Source organism: Bacillus sp. 3103sda1 (assembly GCF_024159135.1).
GTDB classification, from domain to species: domain Bacteria; phylum Bacillota; class Bacilli; order Bacillales; family Bacillaceae_G; genus Bacillus_A; species Bacillus_A rhizoplanae.
This window is the reverse complement of record NZ_JAMYWS010000001.1, coordinates 4,194,234-4,210,765: the sequence shown is the minus strand read 5'-3', so window position 1 is coordinate 4,210,765 and position 16,532 is coordinate 4,194,234. Positions and strand designations below refer to the sequence as shown.

Sequence of the window (16,532 nt, the reverse complement as noted above, 5' to 3'; positions counted from 1 at the left end):
AAAAAGGAGAGTTGCATGAATATGAACAACATAACGAATAATGGGGAATCTTCCGTGCAAATATTGAATGTTTTTGAACGCTTTACAAAGAAAGCGGTATGGCCTGGTTACGTTGGTTGCCTATGGGCATTTATGTATGCAGTTTTTGTTCGGTTTTATGAAGCAGCAGGGGGGAATATAGGCCTTTCGGGCCAACTTAATGACCCTAAATCATTTTATATGGCAAGTTACATCGCTGGTGTCATCATCATGTTATGTGGATTTGCCTTGCTTACACTTATCAAACCGTGGGGAAAGGTCATGCCGAAATGGGTGCCGTTGATAGGAGGCAGAAAGATCCATCGTCTTATTTTATTAATTCCTACTCTTATCGGAACTGCCTTTTTAATTGCTCATGGAGTCAGTGGCATGATTACAAAAGCTTTGCTTTTGGCTGGTGTTATTACAATTAACTTCCCTGGCTGGACTGTAGTTGATGTCCGTAGCTTAGCTATATGGGATCTCTTGTTTTATGAACCGTGGTTTGTCATTATGGGTATTTTGGCTGGTTTGACTGCTTCCCATTATGCGCAAGCTTCTGGTGTTCCACTTTCTGCATTTAGACGCTGTACGTTAATTTATTTGAGTTTGGTTTTTCTCCTTACTGCGCTTTTTGTGTTCGCTATAATTTTTGACTTCGGAAAATTATAATTACCGCTACTGCGTCGGATCTTATATGAATCTATCACCATACAGATTTTGGTTTGGCGCAGCAGCGGATTTTTATCCCGCATTAACGGGCAGTAAGACCCCCACCTCAAGATTCAGAGAAAAGCAAAGAAGATAGGTGGGGGGAGTTCAATCAAAGAATGTTGGAATGTATAATAACCAGGCTTAAGTCACATAGATAGCTTTTCCTTGGAAGTACATGAAAACGCGCATTGTAAGCGGCGGAGCGCATCTTCTAATACAGGGCGTGGACAGCCGATATTTAAACGAATGTGTTGCTCACCGCCAACACCAAATTTTTCTCCTGGCTCTACAATGATTCTCCCTTTTTTTTCTAATAATTCCATTCGCTCATTTTGAGTCAGCCCAAGTTTGGAACAATCAATCCAAAGTAAGAATGTACCATCTGGCTGAATGACGGATAGTTTCGGAATATGCTGTTTAATAAAGTCACATGCAAATCGTGCATTTTCTTCTATATAAGGTAACAGCTCTGCTAGCCATTCATTGCATTCTGTGTATGCACTTTGCATTGCTGCGTAAGCAAACGTGTTTAAGCCGTGAAAACCTTGGCGGTGCTGCACAGCGGTAAAGGCATCTCGCAGCTTTTCATTTGGAATAATAATAACCGATGCTTGCAGTCCAGCAATATTAAACGTTTTACTTGGAGCGATGCATGTAACAGTTCGCTCTGCTAAGTTTGCTGATAAAGAGGCAAGTGGTATATGCTTGCGTCCATTAAAGATAATATCAGCATGAATTTCGTCTGCAATGACGATTACATCATATATTTCGCAGAGCGTACCGAGTTTAGTCAACTCTTCCACTGTCCATACACGGCCAATCGGATTGTGCGGACTGCACAGGAACATCAGTTTCACACCTTGCTGAAATTGTTTCTCTAACTGTTCAAAATCCATTTTGTAAACACCGTTTTCTAAGCGCAGTGGATTGGTAAGCACTTGACGTCCATTCGTTGTTACCATTTCGAAAAATGGTGAATATACAGGCGGCTGTACAAGTACTGAATCTTGCTTTTTGGTAAAAGCTTGTACAGAAACACTAAGTGCAGGAACGATGCCAGCGCTAAAGACAAGCCATTCTTTTTCAATGACCCAATTATATTGTGTTTTTACCCAATGACAAATTGCTTCTTTTACTTGTTCACTTGAAGTGTTATAACCGAAAATCGGATGTTGTAACCGTTTGGTTAAGGCGTCTTGAATTGGTGAAGGAACAGGGAAGTCCATGTCTGCAATCCAGGCATGAAGAAGTTCCTCGTTTTTATGTGTATCCCATTTAACGGAATTTGTCCCGCGGCGATTTACCATTTTGTTAAAATTACCCATATTTGTTACTCCTTTCAATAATAGGTTAAAAGTACTGAATGTTCTCTCATTTCTTCTAGCATAGCTGATATGATACGATAAAGAAAAGTGGAAAATAAGAAAAAGGCGGGAAGTGTATGGGGACGTATGAGAAAATGATAGATTTTGTGAAGAGTTGGGATCCGTTTCGAATGGGGCCAGAATTTTATGAAACAGAAGCAAGTGACATCGTCTACATTGTAAGTACATTTGATGATGCGAAATATATCGCAAAGAAAATACAGCACATTTATTTGCTATCGTTTGAAAAAACATTACCTATTGAAAAGTGTCAATGGTTAGCAGAACAATTGTTACTATTAAAAGGTGGCGGAAGCTGTACGCTATAAAGTGAAACTAACCTTTTGGAGCGTTCTTCTCCAAAAGGTTAGTTGAACCAATCGGGCCCTTACGGACGCTTCTTTCATAAGAATTGTCTTAAGTATAGTGCTCGTAAGTAGCGGGAGAAAGAGGCTGAAATCCAGAAGGTCATAGAAGTTAGACTTTTGGGTGTCAGCCTCTTTCTTTATCCTGCTATTCGAGGGCTTAGTGCTGGTATGCGCCAAGTGCGTTCAATTTGCTAAGAAGGTCATAATTTCTTCATATACGTGTTCCGGCTTTTCTTCTGGTAATAGATGTCCTGTGTCTTCATAAGAGATAAAGTGTGAATGCTGCAGGTCATTGTGTAATCGGCGTCCAACATTAATAGGAACAATACGATCTTTTTCTCCCCAAATAAGCAAAGTAGGTGTTTTAATTTTTTGTAGTTCTTTTGATGTTAAGTCACCTTCGCGATCTCGAATCATGCGGGTTAGTGCAGGAAAGATGCGATTATCATAAAAAGGTGCTGCATAACCTTGCATCATTTCATCATCGATTAAAGAATGATCGTGAACAACGTTCATTAAATTATAGATGATGCCTCGTCGTATAATCCAATTTTTTACGTATAAATGAAAGAACGGTAAATAAGAAGTATAGATAAGTGGCAATCTTGCTCGTGATAAATAGCTTGAACTGCATAAAAGAACTGTCCTTTGGATTAAATCAGGACGCAACCGGCTTATATATAAAGCAATTTGTCCGCCCATTGAATGCCCTACTAAAATAATGTTTTTTGCTTGTAAATGTTCAATGAGTTCAATAACAATCGTTGCGAGGTTTTGATAAGAATATGTGAAATGAAATGATTTATCACTTTTTCCAAATGGCGGTAAATCGAGAGCGATCACGTCCCCCTGCTGAGCTAAAAGCGGAATGAGACGCCGGTAGCTAAAGGTCGAAGAGAGAAAACCATGAATTAAGACAAATGTTGGTTTTTCTTCTTTGCTGAAAGACTGATAGAGCTCATAATGAACCGTAATCCCTCTTGTAGAAAAGGTGAAGTGAGGGAGTTGAACTTCGTTTTCCATCTTCATCACTCCGTTGTTTTTTGTTCATATCATCTCCTTGTTAGGGGAAATTATCCCGTGGAAGAAGGGAAAGCAGGAAGAAAACCAAATGTATAAAAAAAGACAAAACCACTGTGATGTGGTCTTGTCTTTTTGTTGATCATTTCAGTTCATTGACGAGATTTGGAGGGGTATTCCCTTGTAGTCCAGCTACTAAATTTTTCGCTGCTGTCATTGCCATATTTTGACGTGTTTTTAACGTTGCGGAACCGATGTGAGGGAGCGTAACGACATTTTGCAGAGATAACAACGGGTTATCTTTTTCAATTGGTTCTTGTGTAAATGTATCAATACCTGCTGCGAAAATTTTCTTTTGCTGCAACGCTTCAATTAATGCAGCTTCATCTACTGTTTTCCCGCGAGACGCATTAATAAAAACAGCTGTTTCTTTCATAAGATCAAATTCTTTTTTCCCAATTAAATGATAAGTTTCTTCTGTTAATGGTGTAAGTAGAACGATAAAATCTGCTTTTTGTAGTAACGTTTCTAATTCGCAATATGTTGCGCCAAGCTCTCGTTCTGCTTTTTCTTTGCGACTCCGATTGTAGTATAAAACGTCCATATCGAATCCGAATTTCGCACGTTTGGCAACGACTTCTCCGATGCGACCCATGCCGATGATTCCGATTGTTTGATGGTGAACGTCTAAGCCGAAATGTTCTTTGCTAATTTCTGCATTCCATTCTCCAGATTTCACGTAACGATCAAGTTCGCAAACACGGCGAGAGGCAGATAGCATTAATGCAAATACAAGATCAGCGACAGTATCATCTAACACGTACGGTGTATTTGTTCCAATTATGTTTCTTTTTTTCATAGCTTCGATATCGAAGTTGTCATAGCCGACAGAAATATTACTTACTACCTTCAACTGCGGAGCTGCTTGGAGTAATTCTTCATCAATGATTGCCCCGAAATTTAATAGTCCATGTGCATCTTTTACTTTTTCTAATAGTACGTGGCGTGGGATTTTTTCGTTTTTATCCCATGCCTCATATTCATAATGCTCAGCAATGTATTCTTCAACAAAGGCAGGAACTTGTTCTGCAATGTATACTCTTTGTTTCATGGTTTCATCCCCTTTTTATATGATCCCGCTACTTTTGGGCAGTCAGGCTCTCACCTCAAGATGCAGAGAGAAGCAAGGAAGATAGGTGGGAGATAACTGCTGGCATGCGTCCGATTGGTTCAACTAACCTTTTGGAGAAGAACGCTCCAAAAGGAAGTTTCACTATATTGTTACATAATTCTCTGAAAAAATCTTCTTTTCAAATAGGAAAAGCAGTCTGTATAATTTAGAAAATACACAAAAAGGGAAGGGCGAATATGATGACAGAAAAAGAATTAGAATTGTTAGCTTGTCTTGAAAATAATAGCCGATTATCTGAAGAAACATTAGCCAAAATGTTAAACATAGATGTAGAAGAAGTGATAGCGATCCTTGAAAAATTAGAAAAAGAAAAAGTGATTGTAGACTATGTTACGTTTATTGATTGGACAAAGGTAAAAGAACATACAGGTTTAACAGCAATGATTGATGTGAAAGTTACACCGAAGCACGGCGTTGGATTTGACGCGGTAGCGGAGCAAATTTACCGATATCCAGAGGTGAAGTCAGTTTACTTAATGTCAGGTACATATGACCTTTCCATTACTGTAGAAGGAAAAGGGATGGCTGAAGTTGCGACATTTGTAGCGGAAAAGTTAGCGACAATTGAATCTGTTGTATCGACGACAACGCATTTTATTTTGAAAAAGTATAAACATGAAGGAATTATATATGAAAACAAAGATGATGATAAGCGAATTGTGGTGGCACCATGAGTAAATTTGAATTATCAAAAGTAGCACAATCTTTACAACCGTCCGGTATTCGTAAGTTTTTTGATTTAGCGGCGGGTATGAAAGGGGTTATTTCATTAGGTGTTGGCGAGCCTGACTTTGTAACGCCTTGGAATGTAAGACAAGCTTGCATTCGTTCATTAGAAGAAGGATATACGGCATATACTGCGAATGCTGGATTGTTAGAGCTGCGCGAAGAAATTGCAAAATATTTAGAAAAACAATTTGCAGTATCTTATGATCCGAAAGAAGAAATTATTGTAACGGTTGGAGCAAGCCAGGCGTTAGATGTCGCAATGCGTGCAATTGTAAATCCTGGTGATGAAGTTATTATTATTGAACCAAGCTTTGTATCATATGCACCGCTTGTTACGCTGGCTGGCGGGGTACCGGTACCTGTTTCTACATTTCCAAAGGATGAATTTAAAGTACAGCCGGAGCAGATTGAAGCTGCCATTACATCGAACACGAAAGCGATTTTATTATGTTCGCCAAACAATCCGACAGGAACGCTCTTAAATAAAGAAGAGTTAGAAAAACTTGCGGTCATTATAGAGAAATACAATTTAATCGTACTATCCGATGAGATTTATGCAGAGCTTGTCTATGATGAGACATATACAAGCTTTGCGAGTGTGAAACATATGCGTGATCATACAATTTTAATCTCTGGTTTTTCAAAAGGGTTTGCGATGACAGGCTGGCGCCTAGGTTTGATCGCAGCCCCTCAACATTTTGCGGAATTGATGTTAAAGATCCATCAATATTCTATGATGTGTGCGCCGACGATGTCGCAATTTGCAGCATTAGAAGCACTTCGCTCTGGAGAACAAGAAGTTGTTCGAATGCGTGAGAGCTATAAACAACGCCGAAACTTTATGGTGACTTCATTTAATGAAATGGGACTAGATTGTCATATGCCAGGCGGAGCATTCTATGTATTTCCTTCAATTCGTTCAATGGGATTATCTTCGGCGGAATTTGCCGAACGTTTATTATTAGCGGAAAAAGTCGCTGTTGTACCTGGAAGTGTGTTTGGCGAGAGCGGTGAAGGATTTATTCGCTGTTCATACGCAACATCACTTGAACAACTTATGGAAGCGATGAAACGCATGAAACGGTTTATGGAGAACGAAAAAAGGACAAAACATAATACGTTTTGTCCATAAAAGGGGGAGAATACTAGAAAGCCATGTGTTAGTATTTTATCCCGATATTTGAAGATTTATACATGTTAAGGAAAATTTTTTCATGATTTTTGAATGAAATGTTTGTAAGTGGTATAATTTACTAATACAAAAGGTAAAACATATGGGAGTGTTTCTTATGTCAGACAAATACACAACAGGAGTGGTTGTGAAGGGAAAAGTGACAGGAATTCAAGATTACGGTGCATTCGTTGCATTAGATGAAGAAACGCAAGGTCTTGTGCATATATCTGAAATTACAAATGGGTATGTGAAAGATATTCATGATTTTTTAAAAGTTGGGGATGAAGTAGAAGTAAAGGTGCTTTCAGTTAATAGAGAGAACGGAAAAATGAGTTTATCATTGAAGGCTGCCAAACGTAAGCAAGGAAAGGTGCGTATACCGAATCCTTCTGCAAATGGATTTAACACATTGCGAGAAAAGTTAACAGAGTGGATTGAAGAATCTCAAATCACAAAATAAAAGCAGGGAGCATAGCTCTCTGCTTTTATTACTTGTTCACCAAGTAATCGGTGAATGTGATACATTATGATATAAAATAATCAAACATTTCTTTTGCTGCATTTGTAATCAGTATAAAGAAACATCCGTATGTCAGAAGTTAGTAAAGCATCATAGATCTCCACTTGTGTGAAAACAAGTGGAGATGCATGTTTTATAATATCATTTTAGAATGGTATTAGATTTATCGTACTTCACGTGCTTCTGGGTGTGTTCCAAGTTCTTCAGAAGGTTTAAATAATAAGCCAAGGTTAATTAAACCTGAAATACCCACAATACCATAGATAATTCGAGCAAATGCTGTATCTTGCCCTCCGAAGATAGCTGCTACTAAATCGAATTGAAAGAAACCAATGAGTCCCCAGTTTACTGCGCCAATAATCGTAAATACTAAGGCAATGCGTTGTAATGTACTCATTTTAAGCAGTCCCTCCTTAAATGATGAAGCAAAAACGAGATACATTCACTCGTTTAATGAAGCTTCCTTTATAGAATGGATACCTTTTGTTGTTCTTATACCCAAAAAATTAAAATTTCTCATTGTATACTTGTCTAGACCAAAAAACGGAAGTTATGACGATTTTGTAAAAAAAATAAATTGGCTACGCTTACAATTTGTAGTTCGCTTGATTTACAACTGTGGTTTCGCTAAAGTGAAGACAGAAATACATATACATATTGTATTGGAGGGAAAAAGATGAGCACACATGTAACGTTTGACTATTCAAAGGCGTTATCGTTCATCAGTGAACAAGAATTAACATATTTACGTGATGCAGTAAAAGTATCACACCATGCAATTCATGAAAAAACAGGAGCAGGAAATGACTTCTTAGGTTGGGTAGAACTTCCGCTTGCATACGATAAAGAGGAATTTGCTCGCATTCAAAAATGCGCTGAGAAAATTAAAAATGATTCTGACATTTTACTTGTTATTGGGATTGGTGGTTCTTACTTAGGAGCGCGAGCAGCAATTGAAATGCTAAACCATTCTTTCTACAACACGCTGTCTAAGGAACAACGCAAAACTCCACAAGTGCTATTTGTTGGACAAAACATTAGCTCCACTTACATGAAAGATTTAATGGATGTATTAGAAGGTAAAGACTTCTCTATTAACGTTATTTCTAAATCAGGTACAACAACAGAGCCTGCAATTGCATTCCGCATTTTCCGTAAGCTATTAGAAGAGAAATACGGAAAAGAAGAAGCGCGTAAACGTATTTATGCAACGACAGATAAAGCGCGCGGTGCTTTAAAAACATTAGCTAACGAAGAAGGATACGAAACATTCGTGATTCCAGATGATGTTGGTGGTCGCTTCTCTGTATTAACACCAGTTGGTTTATTGCCGATTGCTGTAAGTGGTTTAAATATTGAAGAAATGATGCAAGGGGCAGCTGTAGCTAGTGATGATTTTGCGAAATCAGAACTTGAAGAAAATCCAGCTTATCAATATGCAGTTGTACGCAATGCTTTATACAATAAAGGTAAAACAATTGAAATGCTTGTTAACTACGAACCAGCACTTCAATATTTTGCTGAATGGTGGAAACAATTATTTGGTGAGAGTGAAGGAAAAGATCAAAAAGGTATTTTCCCATCTTCTGCAAACTTCTCAACTGACCTGCATTCTTTAGGTCAATACATTCAAGAAGGACGCCGTGACCTATTTGAAACAGTTCTAAAAGTAGGAAAATCTACACACGAACTAAAAATTGAATTAGATGAGAACGATTTAGATGGATTAAATTACCTTGCTGGTGAAACAGTGGACTTCGTTAACACAAAAGCATACGAAGGAACATTGCTTGCACATAGCGATGGCGGTGTACCAAACTTAATCGTCAATATTCCTGAACTAAATGAGTATACATTCGGTTATCTTGTATACTTCTTCGAAAAAGCATGTGCGATGAGCGGCTACTTATTAGGCGTAAATCCATTTGACCAACCAGGCGTAGAAGCATATAAGAAAAACATGTTCGCTCTACTTGGAAAACCAGGATTCGAAGAACTAAAAGCAGAACTAGAAGAACGTTTGAAATAAGAAAAGCGGAAGCGGCTGGTTCAGAATGGGAGGGGGATGGAGCTCCTGACGTAGAGGCGCTTTTTGCCTCGTAGGAAGGCGCGAAGCCACCGACCATTCTAGCCGCTGGAGCTAGACAATAAGAAAAAGCTGTTGGGATTATCCCAACAGCTTTTTTTATGGGGATATGTATCGGAGGGCCCGCTATTCGGGGGTAGTAAGACCCCACTAATGGAAGTTTCACTTTATTATGCCGAAGCGCCGATATATGGAACGCGAAATGGGTATGCTAAAAAAAATCTAGAAAGGATGATACATTTGATTGGGATTCATTCAAAGTTAGAAGGACAAACATTTGCTCTTTTCCAGTTAGAAGAAATATTAAAGCCGCTCGGTTATACAATCGGTGGGAATTGGGATTATGAGAAAGGGTGTTTTGATTATAAGATAGATGAAGAAGACGGATATCAATTTTTACGATTACCGTTTACAGCAGTTGAAGGAGAGCTTGATGTAAACGGAGTTATCGTTCGTCTTGATACACCTTATCTTCTTTCGCATGTGTACCAAGATGAACTAGATGATGAGGTGAATACATTCACAGCAGGCTTATCTTTCGATCAGTTTGCAGAACCGAAAGATGCAGATGGGGACATACAAGCTAAACATATTGATATTGGTAAAGCTATAGTTCGAGAGTTAGAAGGATATCTCCTTAATGTTTAATGACAATGAGTGAATCATTTTCTTGCAGAGTAAGTGAGTGAACTGGATTTATGTGATATTGTCCGTCGCGTTGTATACCAAGTAATAGTATATTTTGTTTTAATAAAGCACTGTTACAATATTCGAATGTTTCACCAGCGTATGTCTGAGGAATATGCGTAAGCTGCAATTTATTTGCAGTAATTTCATTATAAATTGTAAACAGCACTTCTGAAATCGAAGGAAATAATAGGGAAGCGGTAAATACATAACTTGTTAATTTATTTCCTTCAATAATTTCTGTCGCCCCAGCTCGTTTTGCATTTCGAATTTGATCGGAAGTTAGCATTTCAACAATGCAATAAATATTTGGATGTAATCCTTTCGCTGTTAAAATGGTTAGAATAGATTGTGTATCAGCAGAACTCTCACTTTTTTCTTTATCAGCTGTAATCAAAATGGTATGTGCGGTACGAATATTTGCTTTGAGTAAAATATTATCATGATGAGGACAGCCTTTAATAAATTGTAAATGATGAAATGACTTAGGGAGTAGAGGAAGCGTTTCATCTATAAGAACAATATCAAGGTTTGGTTGTAATACGTGCAGTTGACTTACAACATGCTTAACACGTTCATTCCAACCGACAATAATCATATGACCATGACAAGAGGCAGCCTCTTCACCTTTTATTTTCATATATTGTTTACTAATCATTTCCGTAGCGAACGATATCATATAATAGGAGACGAATCCAGTTCCTAATAAAATAAGAATAATTGCGAGTATTCTTCCAGGTACACTGTGAGGAACATAATCGCCGTATCCAATAGTGAACGTTGTGACAAGCGCCCACCATATGCCGTCAAACCATGTTGGAAAGTGGAGTGGTTCTAATTTGTGTATAAGAAATCCAAAGAGGATAATGAATCCAGTAATTAGGGTAACCAATCGTAAAATGATAGAGTTGCGAAATGTGTCTAAAATACTACTCCTTGCATTCAATGTCTGCAGCTCCTCCCAAGTTCAGATGGTTATAGTGTTACCATTATAAAAAGAAGAAAAACCCCCTCATAGGAATAAGGGAGTCTTCACATGCTTTCCACTTCGGCTTGTCGTACACTTTCAAGATGCTGAATGGCATAGTACATGTCAGCTGTATGCATTTTTTGGTCAACAGATATTTTCATTTGTAGAAAATGAGTTCCATTTTCTAACGTTTTGAGTTTCATATTTTTAACTTTTATATCCATCTTTTTGATGTCTTCGATAACGATAGGGATGCTTTCCATACTATTCACAACGAGTTTTACAGCAATCTCGCGTTGACGAAGTGACTTTGGCCCTAAAACACTCATTGCAAAAGGAATAAGTTCTACACTAATCATAAGAAAGCACATGCCGGAGATTGCTTCTAGATAAAAACCAGCTCCGACTGCGATGCCAATTCCAGATGCTCCCCAAATCATTGCAGCAGTGGTGAGGCCTGCGATGCTATCGTTATCTCTTCGTAAAATAACGCCTGCTCCTAAAAAACCGATTCCTGATACAACTTGAGCTGCTAAGCGGAGGGGATCCATGCCGATTCTGTTTGAGACGGAGCTTGGTAAGTTATAAGCTGCTTCAATTGAAACAATGGTAAGTAAACAGCTAATAATAGAAATAACTAAGCAAGTTTTGAGGCCTAGTGGCTTGCGCTTTAATTCCCGTTCTAAACCAATCCCAAATCCTAAAATGGCAGAGAGGCCTAGCTTGAGTAATAAATCGAAGTGTTCCATTTGTATCCCTTCCTGTAAATTGAGGTAATAGACGAGCTTATATTTTATGTATATGGTAAAAGGAAGGGAAGTTGGACAGTTTTTATAAAAAAAATTTAAAAAGGATGTTGCATTTCGATTTTCACCATGCTATATTAATAAACGTCGCTGATGCACAACAGCAGAAAGCGAAGAGAAAAAAGAAATAAAAAACAATGTTGACATCAAAAAACAAAGATGTTAACATAAGGAAGTCGCAATTGAGCGGCGGACAAGTTCTTTGAAAACTGAACGAAACAAACAACGTGAAACGTCAATTTTTATTTATGATGCTAGACAAACACTTTATTGGAGAGTTTGATCCTGGCTCAGGATGAACGCTGGCGGCGTGCCTAATACATGCAAGTCGAGCGAACTTCTTAAGAGCTTGCTCTTAAGAAGTTAGCGGCGGACGGGTGAGTAACACGTAGGTAACCTGCCTATAAGACTGGGATAACTCCGGGAAACCGGGGCTAATACCGGATAACATTTTGCACCGCATGGTGCGAAATTGAAAGGCGGCTTCGGCTGTCACTTATAGATGGACCTGCGGCGCATTAGCTAGTTGGTGAGGTAACGGCTCACCAAGGCGACGATGCGTAGCCGACCTGAGAGGGTGATCGGCCACACTGGGACTGAGACACGGCCCAGACTCCTACGGGAGGCAGCAGTAGGGAATCTTCCGCAATGGACGAAAGTCTGACGGAGCAACGCCGCGTGAGCGATGAAGGCCTTCGGGTCGTAAAGCTCTGTTGTTAGGGAAGAACAAGTGCTAGTTGAATAAGCTGGCACCTTGACGGTACCTAACCAGAAAGCCACGGCTAACTACGTGCCAGCAGCCGCGGTAATACGTAGGTGGCAAGCGTTATCCGGAATTATTGGGCGTAAAGCGCGCGCAGGTGGTTTCTTAAGTCTGATGTGAAAGCCCACGGCTCAACCGTGGAGGGTCATTGGAAACTGGGAGACTTGAGTGCAGAAGAGGAAAGTGGAATTCCATGTGTAGCGGTGAAATGCGTAGAGATATGGAGGAACACCAGTGGCGAAGGCGACTTTCTGGTCTGCAACTGACACTGAGGCGCGAAAGCGTGGGGAGCAAACAGGATTAGATACCCTGGTAGTCCACGCCGTAAACGATGAGTGCTAAGTGTTAGAGGGTTTCCGCCCTTTAGTGCTGAAGTTAACGCATTAAGCACTCCGCCTGGGGAGTACGGCCGCAAGGCTGAAACTCAAAGGAATTGACGGGGGCCCGCACAAGCGGTGGAGCATGTGGTTTAATTCGAAGCAACGCGAAGAACCTTACCAGGTCTTGACATCCTCTGACAACCCTAGAGATAGGGCTTCTCCTTCGGGAGCAGAGTGACAGGTGGTGCATGGTTGTCGTCAGCTCGTGTCGTGAGATGTTGGGTTAAGTCCCGCAACGAGCGCAACCCTTGATCTTAGTTGCCATCATTAAGTTGGGCACTCTAAGGTGACTGCCGGTGACAAACCGGAGGAAGGTGGGGATGACGTCAAATCATCATGCCCCTTATGACCTGGGCTACACACGTGCTACAATGGACGGTACAAAGAGTCGCAAGACCGCGAGGTGGAGCTAATCTCATAAAACCGTTCTCAGTTCGGATTGTAGGCTGCAACTCGCCTACATGAAGCTGGAATCGCTAGTAATCGCGGATCAGCATGCCGCGGTGAATACGTTCCCGGGCCTTGTACACACCGCCCGTCACACCACGAGAGTTTGTAACACCCGAAGTCGGTGGGGTAACCTTTTTGGAGCCAGCCGCCTAAGGTGGGACAGATGATTGGGGTGAAGTCGTAACAAGGTAGCCGTATCGGAAGGTGCGGCTGGATCACCTCCTTTCTATGGAGAATTGATGAACGCTGTTCATCAATATAAGTTTCCGTGTTTCGTTTTGTTCAGTTTTGAGAGAACTATCTCTCGAAAATATATGTTCTTTGAAAACTAGATAACAGTGTAGCTCATATTTTTTTAATTTTGGTTAAGTTAGAAAGGGCGCACGGTGGATGCCTTGACACTAGGAGTCGATGAAGGACGGGACTAACACCGATATGCTTCGGGGAGCTGTAAGTAAGCTTTGATCCGGAGATTTCCGAATGGGGAAACCCACCATACGTAATGGTATGGTATCTTTATCTGAATACATAGGGTAAAGAAGACAGACCCAGGGAACTGAAACATCTAAGTACCTGGAGGAAGAGAAAGCAAATGCGATTTCCTGAGTAGCGGCGAGCGAAACGGAATCTAGCCCAAACCAAGAGGCTTGCCTCTTGGGGTTGTAGGACATTCTATACGGAGTTACAAAGGAACGAGGTAGACGAAGCAGCCTGGAAAGGCTCGTCATAGAAGGTAACAACCCTGTAGTTGAAACTTCGTTCCCTCTTGAATGTATCCTGAGTACGGCGGAACACGTGAAATTCCGTCGGAATCCGGGAGGACCATCTCCCAAGGCTAAATACTACCTAGTGATCGATAGTGAACCAGTACCGTGAGGGAAAGGTGAAAAGCACCCCGGAAGGGGAGTGAAAGAGATCCTGAAACCGTGTGCCTACAAATAGTCAGAGCCCGTTAACGGGTGATGGCGTGCCTTTTGTAGAATGAACCGGCGAGTTACGATCCCGTGCGAGGTTAAGCTGAAGAGGCGGAGCCGTAGCGAAAGCGAGTCTGAATAGGGCGTTTAGTACGTGGTCGTAGACCCGAAACCAGGTGATCTACCCATGTCCAGGGTGAAGTTCAGGTAACACTGAATGGAGGCCCGAACCCACGCACGTTGAAAAGTGCGGGGATGAGGTGTGGGTAGCGGAGAAATTCCAATCGAACCTGGAGATAGCTGGTTCTCCCCGAAATAGCTTTAGGGCTAGCCTCAAGTGTGAGAGTCTTGGAGGTAGAGCACTGATTGAACTAGGGGTCCTCATCGGATTACCGAATTCAGTCAAACTCCGAATGCCAATGACTTATCCTTGGGAGTCAGACTGCGAGTGATAAGATCCGTAGTCAAAAGGGAAACAGCCCAGACCGCCAGCTAAGGTCCCAAAGTGTGTATTAAGTGGAAAAGGATGTGGAGTTGCTTAGACAACTAGGATGTTGGCTTAGAAGCAGCCACCATTTAAAGAGTGCGTAATAGCTCACTAGTCGAGTGACTCTGCGCCGAAAATGTACCGGGGCTAAATACACCACCGAAGCTGCGGATTGATACCTATGGTATCAGTGGTAGGGGAGCGTTCTAAGTGCTGTGAAGTCAGATCGTAAGGACTGGTGGAGCGCTTAGAAGTGAGAATGCCGGTATGAGTAGCGAAAGACGGGTGAGAATCCCGTCCACCGAATGCCTAAGGTTTCCTGAGGAAGGCTCGTCCGCTCAGGGTTAGTCAGGACCTAAGCCGAGGCCGACAGGCGTAGGCGATGGACAACAGGTTGATATTCCTGTACCACCTCTTTATCGTTTGAGCAATGGAGGGACGCAGAAGGATAGAAGAAGCGTGCGATTGGTTGTGCACGTCCAAGCAGTTAGGCTGGTAAGTAGGCAAATCCGCTTACCGCAAAGGCTGAGCTGTGATGGGGAAGCTCCTTATGGAGCGAAGTCTTTGATTCCCCGCTGCCAAGAAAAGCTTCTAGCGAGATAAAAGGTGCCTGTACCGCAAACCGACACAGGTAGGCGAGGAGAGAATCCTAAGGTGTGCGAGAGAACTCTGGTTAAGGAACTCGGCAAAATGACCCCGTAACTTCGGGAGAAGGGGTGCTTTCTTAACGGAAAGCCGCAGTGAATAGGCCCAAGCGACTGTTTAGCAAAAACACAGGTCTCTGCGAAGCCGTAAGGCGAAGTATAGGGGCTGACACCTGCCCGGTGCTGGAAGGTTAAGGAGAGGGGTTAGCGCAAGCGAAGCTCTGAACTGAAGCCCCAGTAAACGGCGGCCGTAACTATAACGGTCCTAAGGTAGCGAAATTCCTTGTCGGGTAAGTTCCGACCCGCACGAAAGGTGTAACGATTTGGGCACTGTCTCAACCAGAGACTCGGTGAAATTATAGTACCTGTGAAGATGCAGGTTACCCGCGACAGGACGGAAAGACCCCGTGGAGCTTTACTGTAGCCTGATATTGAATTTTGGTACAGCTTGTACAGGATAGGCGGGAGCCTTTGAAGCCGGAGCGCTAGCTTCGGTGGAGGCGCTGGTGGGATACCGCCCTGGCTGTATTGAAATTCTAACCTACGGGTCTTATCGACCCGGGAGACAGTGTCAGGTGGGCAGTTTGACTGGGGCGGTCGCCTCCTAAAAAGTAACGGAGGCGCCCAAAGGTTCCCTCAGAATGGTTGGAAATCATTCGTAGAGTGCAAAGGCATAAGGGAGCTTGACTGCGAGACCTACAAGTCGAGCAGGGACGAAAGTCGGGCTTAGTGATCCGGTGGTTCCGCATGGAAGGGCCATCGCTCAACGGATAAAAGCTACCCCGGGGATAACAGGCTTATCTCCCCCAAGAGTCCACATCGACGGGGAGGTTTGGCACCTCGATGTCGGCTCATCGCATCCTGGGGCTGTAGTCGGTCCCAAGGGTTGGGCTGTTCGCCCATTAAAGCGGTACGCGAGCTGGGTTCAGAACGTCGTGAGACAGTTCGGTCCCTATCCGTCGTGGGCGTAGGAAATTTGAGAGGAGCTGTCCTTAGTACGAGAGGACCGGGATGGACGCACCGCTGGTGTACCAGTTGTTCTGCCAAGGGCATAGCTGGGTAGCTATGTGCGGAAGGGATAAGTGCTGAAAGCATCTAAGCATGAAGCCCCCCTCAAGATGAGATTTCCCATAGCGTAAGCTAGTAAGATCCCTGAAAGATGATCAGGTTGATAGGTTCGAGGTGGAAGCATGGTGACATGTGGAGCTGACGAATACTAATAGATCGAGGACTTAACCATATAATA

General features: G+C 41.9%; 13 protein-coding genes and 2 rRNA genes. 9 read left to right on the top strand and 6 right to left on the bottom strand.

Annotated features, from left to right (window positions below; translation table 11 throughout):
• Positions 1-15 precede the first annotated feature (15 nt).
• Positions 16-690, top strand: a complete 675-nt coding sequence (locus NKR74_RS21150; RefSeq protein WP_253630747.1) for a DUF3995 domain-containing protein — start codon at positions 16-18, stop codon at positions 688-690.
• A gap of 188 nt (positions 691-878) precedes the next feature.
• Here NKR74_RS21150 and NKR74_RS21145 read toward each other — a convergent pair whose 3' ends face one another.
• Positions 879-2,057 carry a MalY/PatB family protein gene (locus NKR74_RS21145; protein WP_253630746.1) on the bottom strand — a complete coding sequence of 393 codons (1,179 nt, stop codon included), beginning with the start codon at positions 2,055-2,057 and terminating at the stop codon, positions 879-881.
• A 116-nt stretch (positions 2,058-2,173) separates the two neighbouring features.
• Between NKR74_RS21145 and NKR74_RS21140 the strand changes: the two genes are divergently transcribed.
• Positions 2,174-2,425, top strand: coding sequence for a DUF1871 family protein (locus NKR74_RS21140; protein ID WP_098309224.1), 252 nt, complete (start codon positions 2,174-2,176; stop codon positions 2,423-2,425).
• 222 nt (positions 2,426-2,647) lie between these two features.
• Here NKR74_RS21140 and NKR74_RS21135 read toward each other — a convergent pair whose 3' ends face one another.
• Complete coding sequence (locus NKR74_RS21135) at positions 2,648-3,487, bottom strand: alpha/beta fold hydrolase (RefSeq protein WP_253630745.1); 840 nt, start codon at positions 3,485-3,487, stop codon at positions 2,648-2,650.
• 139 nt (positions 3,488-3,626) lie between these two features.
• Complete coding sequence (locus NKR74_RS21130) at positions 3,627-4,595, bottom strand: 2-hydroxyacid dehydrogenase (protein ID WP_253630744.1); 969 nt, start codon at positions 4,593-4,595, stop codon at positions 3,627-3,629.
• Between the two features lie 257 nt (positions 4,596-4,852).
• On the opposite strand from NKR74_RS21130, the gene NKR74_RS21125 reads away from it, so the two are divergent.
• The 3 genes from NKR74_RS21125 to yugI all read left to right on the top strand — a co-directional run bounded on the left by NKR74_RS21125 (position 4,853) and on the right by yugI (position 7,039).
• On the top strand, positions 4,853-5,350 hold the full coding sequence (locus tag NKR74_RS21125) for an Lrp/AsnC family transcriptional regulator (RefSeq protein WP_253630743.1): 498 nt from the start codon (positions 4,853-4,855) through the stop codon (positions 5,348-5,350).
• Positions 5,347-6,537, top strand: a complete 1,191-nt coding sequence (locus NKR74_RS21120) for an aminotransferase (RefSeq protein WP_253630742.1) — start codon at positions 5,347-5,349, stop codon at positions 6,535-6,537. Before NKR74_RS21125 ends, NKR74_RS21120 begins: the two co-directional genes overlap by 4 nt.
• Positions 6,538-6,694: 157 nt before the next feature.
• Entirely contained in the window at positions 6,695-7,039 is a 345-nt protein-coding gene (gene yugI / locus NKR74_RS21115) for a S1 domain-containing post-transcriptional regulator GSP13 (protein ID WP_098309219.1), read from the top strand.
• 223 nt (positions 7,040-7,262) lie between these two features.
• On the opposite strand, the gene NKR74_RS21110 is transcribed toward yugI, so the two are convergent.
• On the bottom strand, positions 7,263-7,496 hold the full coding sequence (locus tag NKR74_RS21110) for a DUF378 domain-containing protein (protein WP_098309218.1): 234 nt from the start codon (positions 7,494-7,496) through the stop codon (positions 7,263-7,265).
• Positions 7,497-7,775: 279 nt separating this feature from the next.
• Here NKR74_RS21110 and NKR74_RS21105 point away from each other — a divergent pair, with 279 nt between their 5' ends.
• Together NKR74_RS21105 and NKR74_RS21100 are read left to right on the top strand one after the other, a co-directional pair.
• A complete protein-coding gene (locus tag NKR74_RS21105) occupies positions 7,776-9,128 on the top strand; it encodes a glucose-6-phosphate isomerase (RefSeq protein ID WP_253630741.1) in 1,353 nt (450 codons plus the stop codon).
• Between the two features lie 297 nt (positions 9,129-9,425).
• A complete protein-coding gene (locus NKR74_RS21100; RefSeq protein WP_253630740.1) occupies positions 9,426-9,833 on the top strand; it encodes a YugN-like family protein in 408 nt (135 codons plus the stop codon).
• Here the strand turns inward: NKR74_RS21100 and NKR74_RS21095 are convergent.
• Positions 9,823-10,818, bottom strand: a complete 996-nt coding sequence (locus NKR74_RS21095) for a potassium channel family protein (RefSeq protein WP_253630739.1) — start codon at positions 10,816-10,818, stop codon at positions 9,823-9,825. The genes NKR74_RS21100 and NKR74_RS21095 overlap by 11 nt on opposite strands.
• A gap of 86 nt (positions 10,819-10,904) precedes the next feature.
• Entirely contained in the window at positions 10,905-11,591 is a 687-nt protein-coding gene (locus NKR74_RS21090; protein ID WP_253630738.1) for an MgtC/SapB family protein, read from the bottom strand.
• A 324-nt stretch (positions 11,592-11,915) separates the two neighbouring features.
• On the opposite strand from NKR74_RS21090, the gene NKR74_RS21085 reads away from it, so the two are divergent.
• Positions 11,916-13,467, top strand: a 16S ribosomal RNA gene (locus tag NKR74_RS21085).
• 137 nt (positions 13,468-13,604) lie between these two features.
• Positions 13,605-16,526: ribosomal RNA gene (locus NKR74_RS21080) — 23S ribosomal RNA — on the top strand.
• Together the 16S and 23S rRNA genes form the textbook arrangement of a ribosomal RNA operon.
• The last annotated feature ends 6 nt before the right edge of the window (positions 16,527-16,532 follow it).

Excerpts from the sequence above, each read along its gene's own strand:
- NKR74_RS21150 (WP_253630747.1), top strand. The coding sequence starts at position 16 with ATGAATATGAACAACATAACGAATAATGGGGAATCTTCCGTGCAAATA.
- NKR74_RS21145 (WP_253630746.1), bottom strand. The coding sequence starts at position 2,057 with ATGGGTAATTTTAACAAAATGGTAAATCGCCGCGGGACAAATTCCGTT.
- NKR74_RS21140 (WP_098309224.1), top strand. The coding sequence starts at position 2,174 with ATGGGGACGTATGAGAAAATGATAGATTTTGTGAAGAGTTGGGATCCG.
- NKR74_RS21135 (WP_253630745.1), bottom strand. The coding sequence starts at position 3,487 with ATGGAAAACGAAGTTCAACTCCCTCACTTCACCTTTTCTACAAGAGGG.
- NKR74_RS21130 (WP_253630744.1), bottom strand. The coding sequence starts at position 4,595 with ATGAAACAAAGAGTATACATTGCAGAACAAGTTCCTGCCTTTGTTGAA.
- NKR74_RS21125 (WP_253630743.1), top strand. The coding sequence starts at position 4,853 with ATGATGACAGAAAAAGAATTAGAATTGTTAGCTTGTCTTGAAAATAAT.
- NKR74_RS21120 (WP_253630742.1), top strand. The coding sequence starts at position 5,347 with ATGAGTAAATTTGAATTATCAAAAGTAGCACAATCTTTACAACCGTCC.
- yugI (WP_098309219.1), top strand. The coding sequence starts at position 6,695 with ATGTCAGACAAATACACAACAGGAGTGGTTGTGAAGGGAAAAGTGACA.
- NKR74_RS21110 (WP_098309218.1), bottom strand. The coding sequence starts at position 7,496 with ATGAGTACATTACAACGCATTGCCTTAGTATTTACGATTATTGGCGCA.
- NKR74_RS21105 (WP_253630741.1), top strand. The coding sequence starts at position 7,776 with ATGAGCACACATGTAACGTTTGACTATTCAAAGGCGTTATCGTTCATC.
- NKR74_RS21090 (WP_253630738.1), bottom strand. The coding sequence starts at position 11,591 with ATGGAACACTTCGATTTATTACTCAAGCTAGGCCTCTCTGCCATTTTA.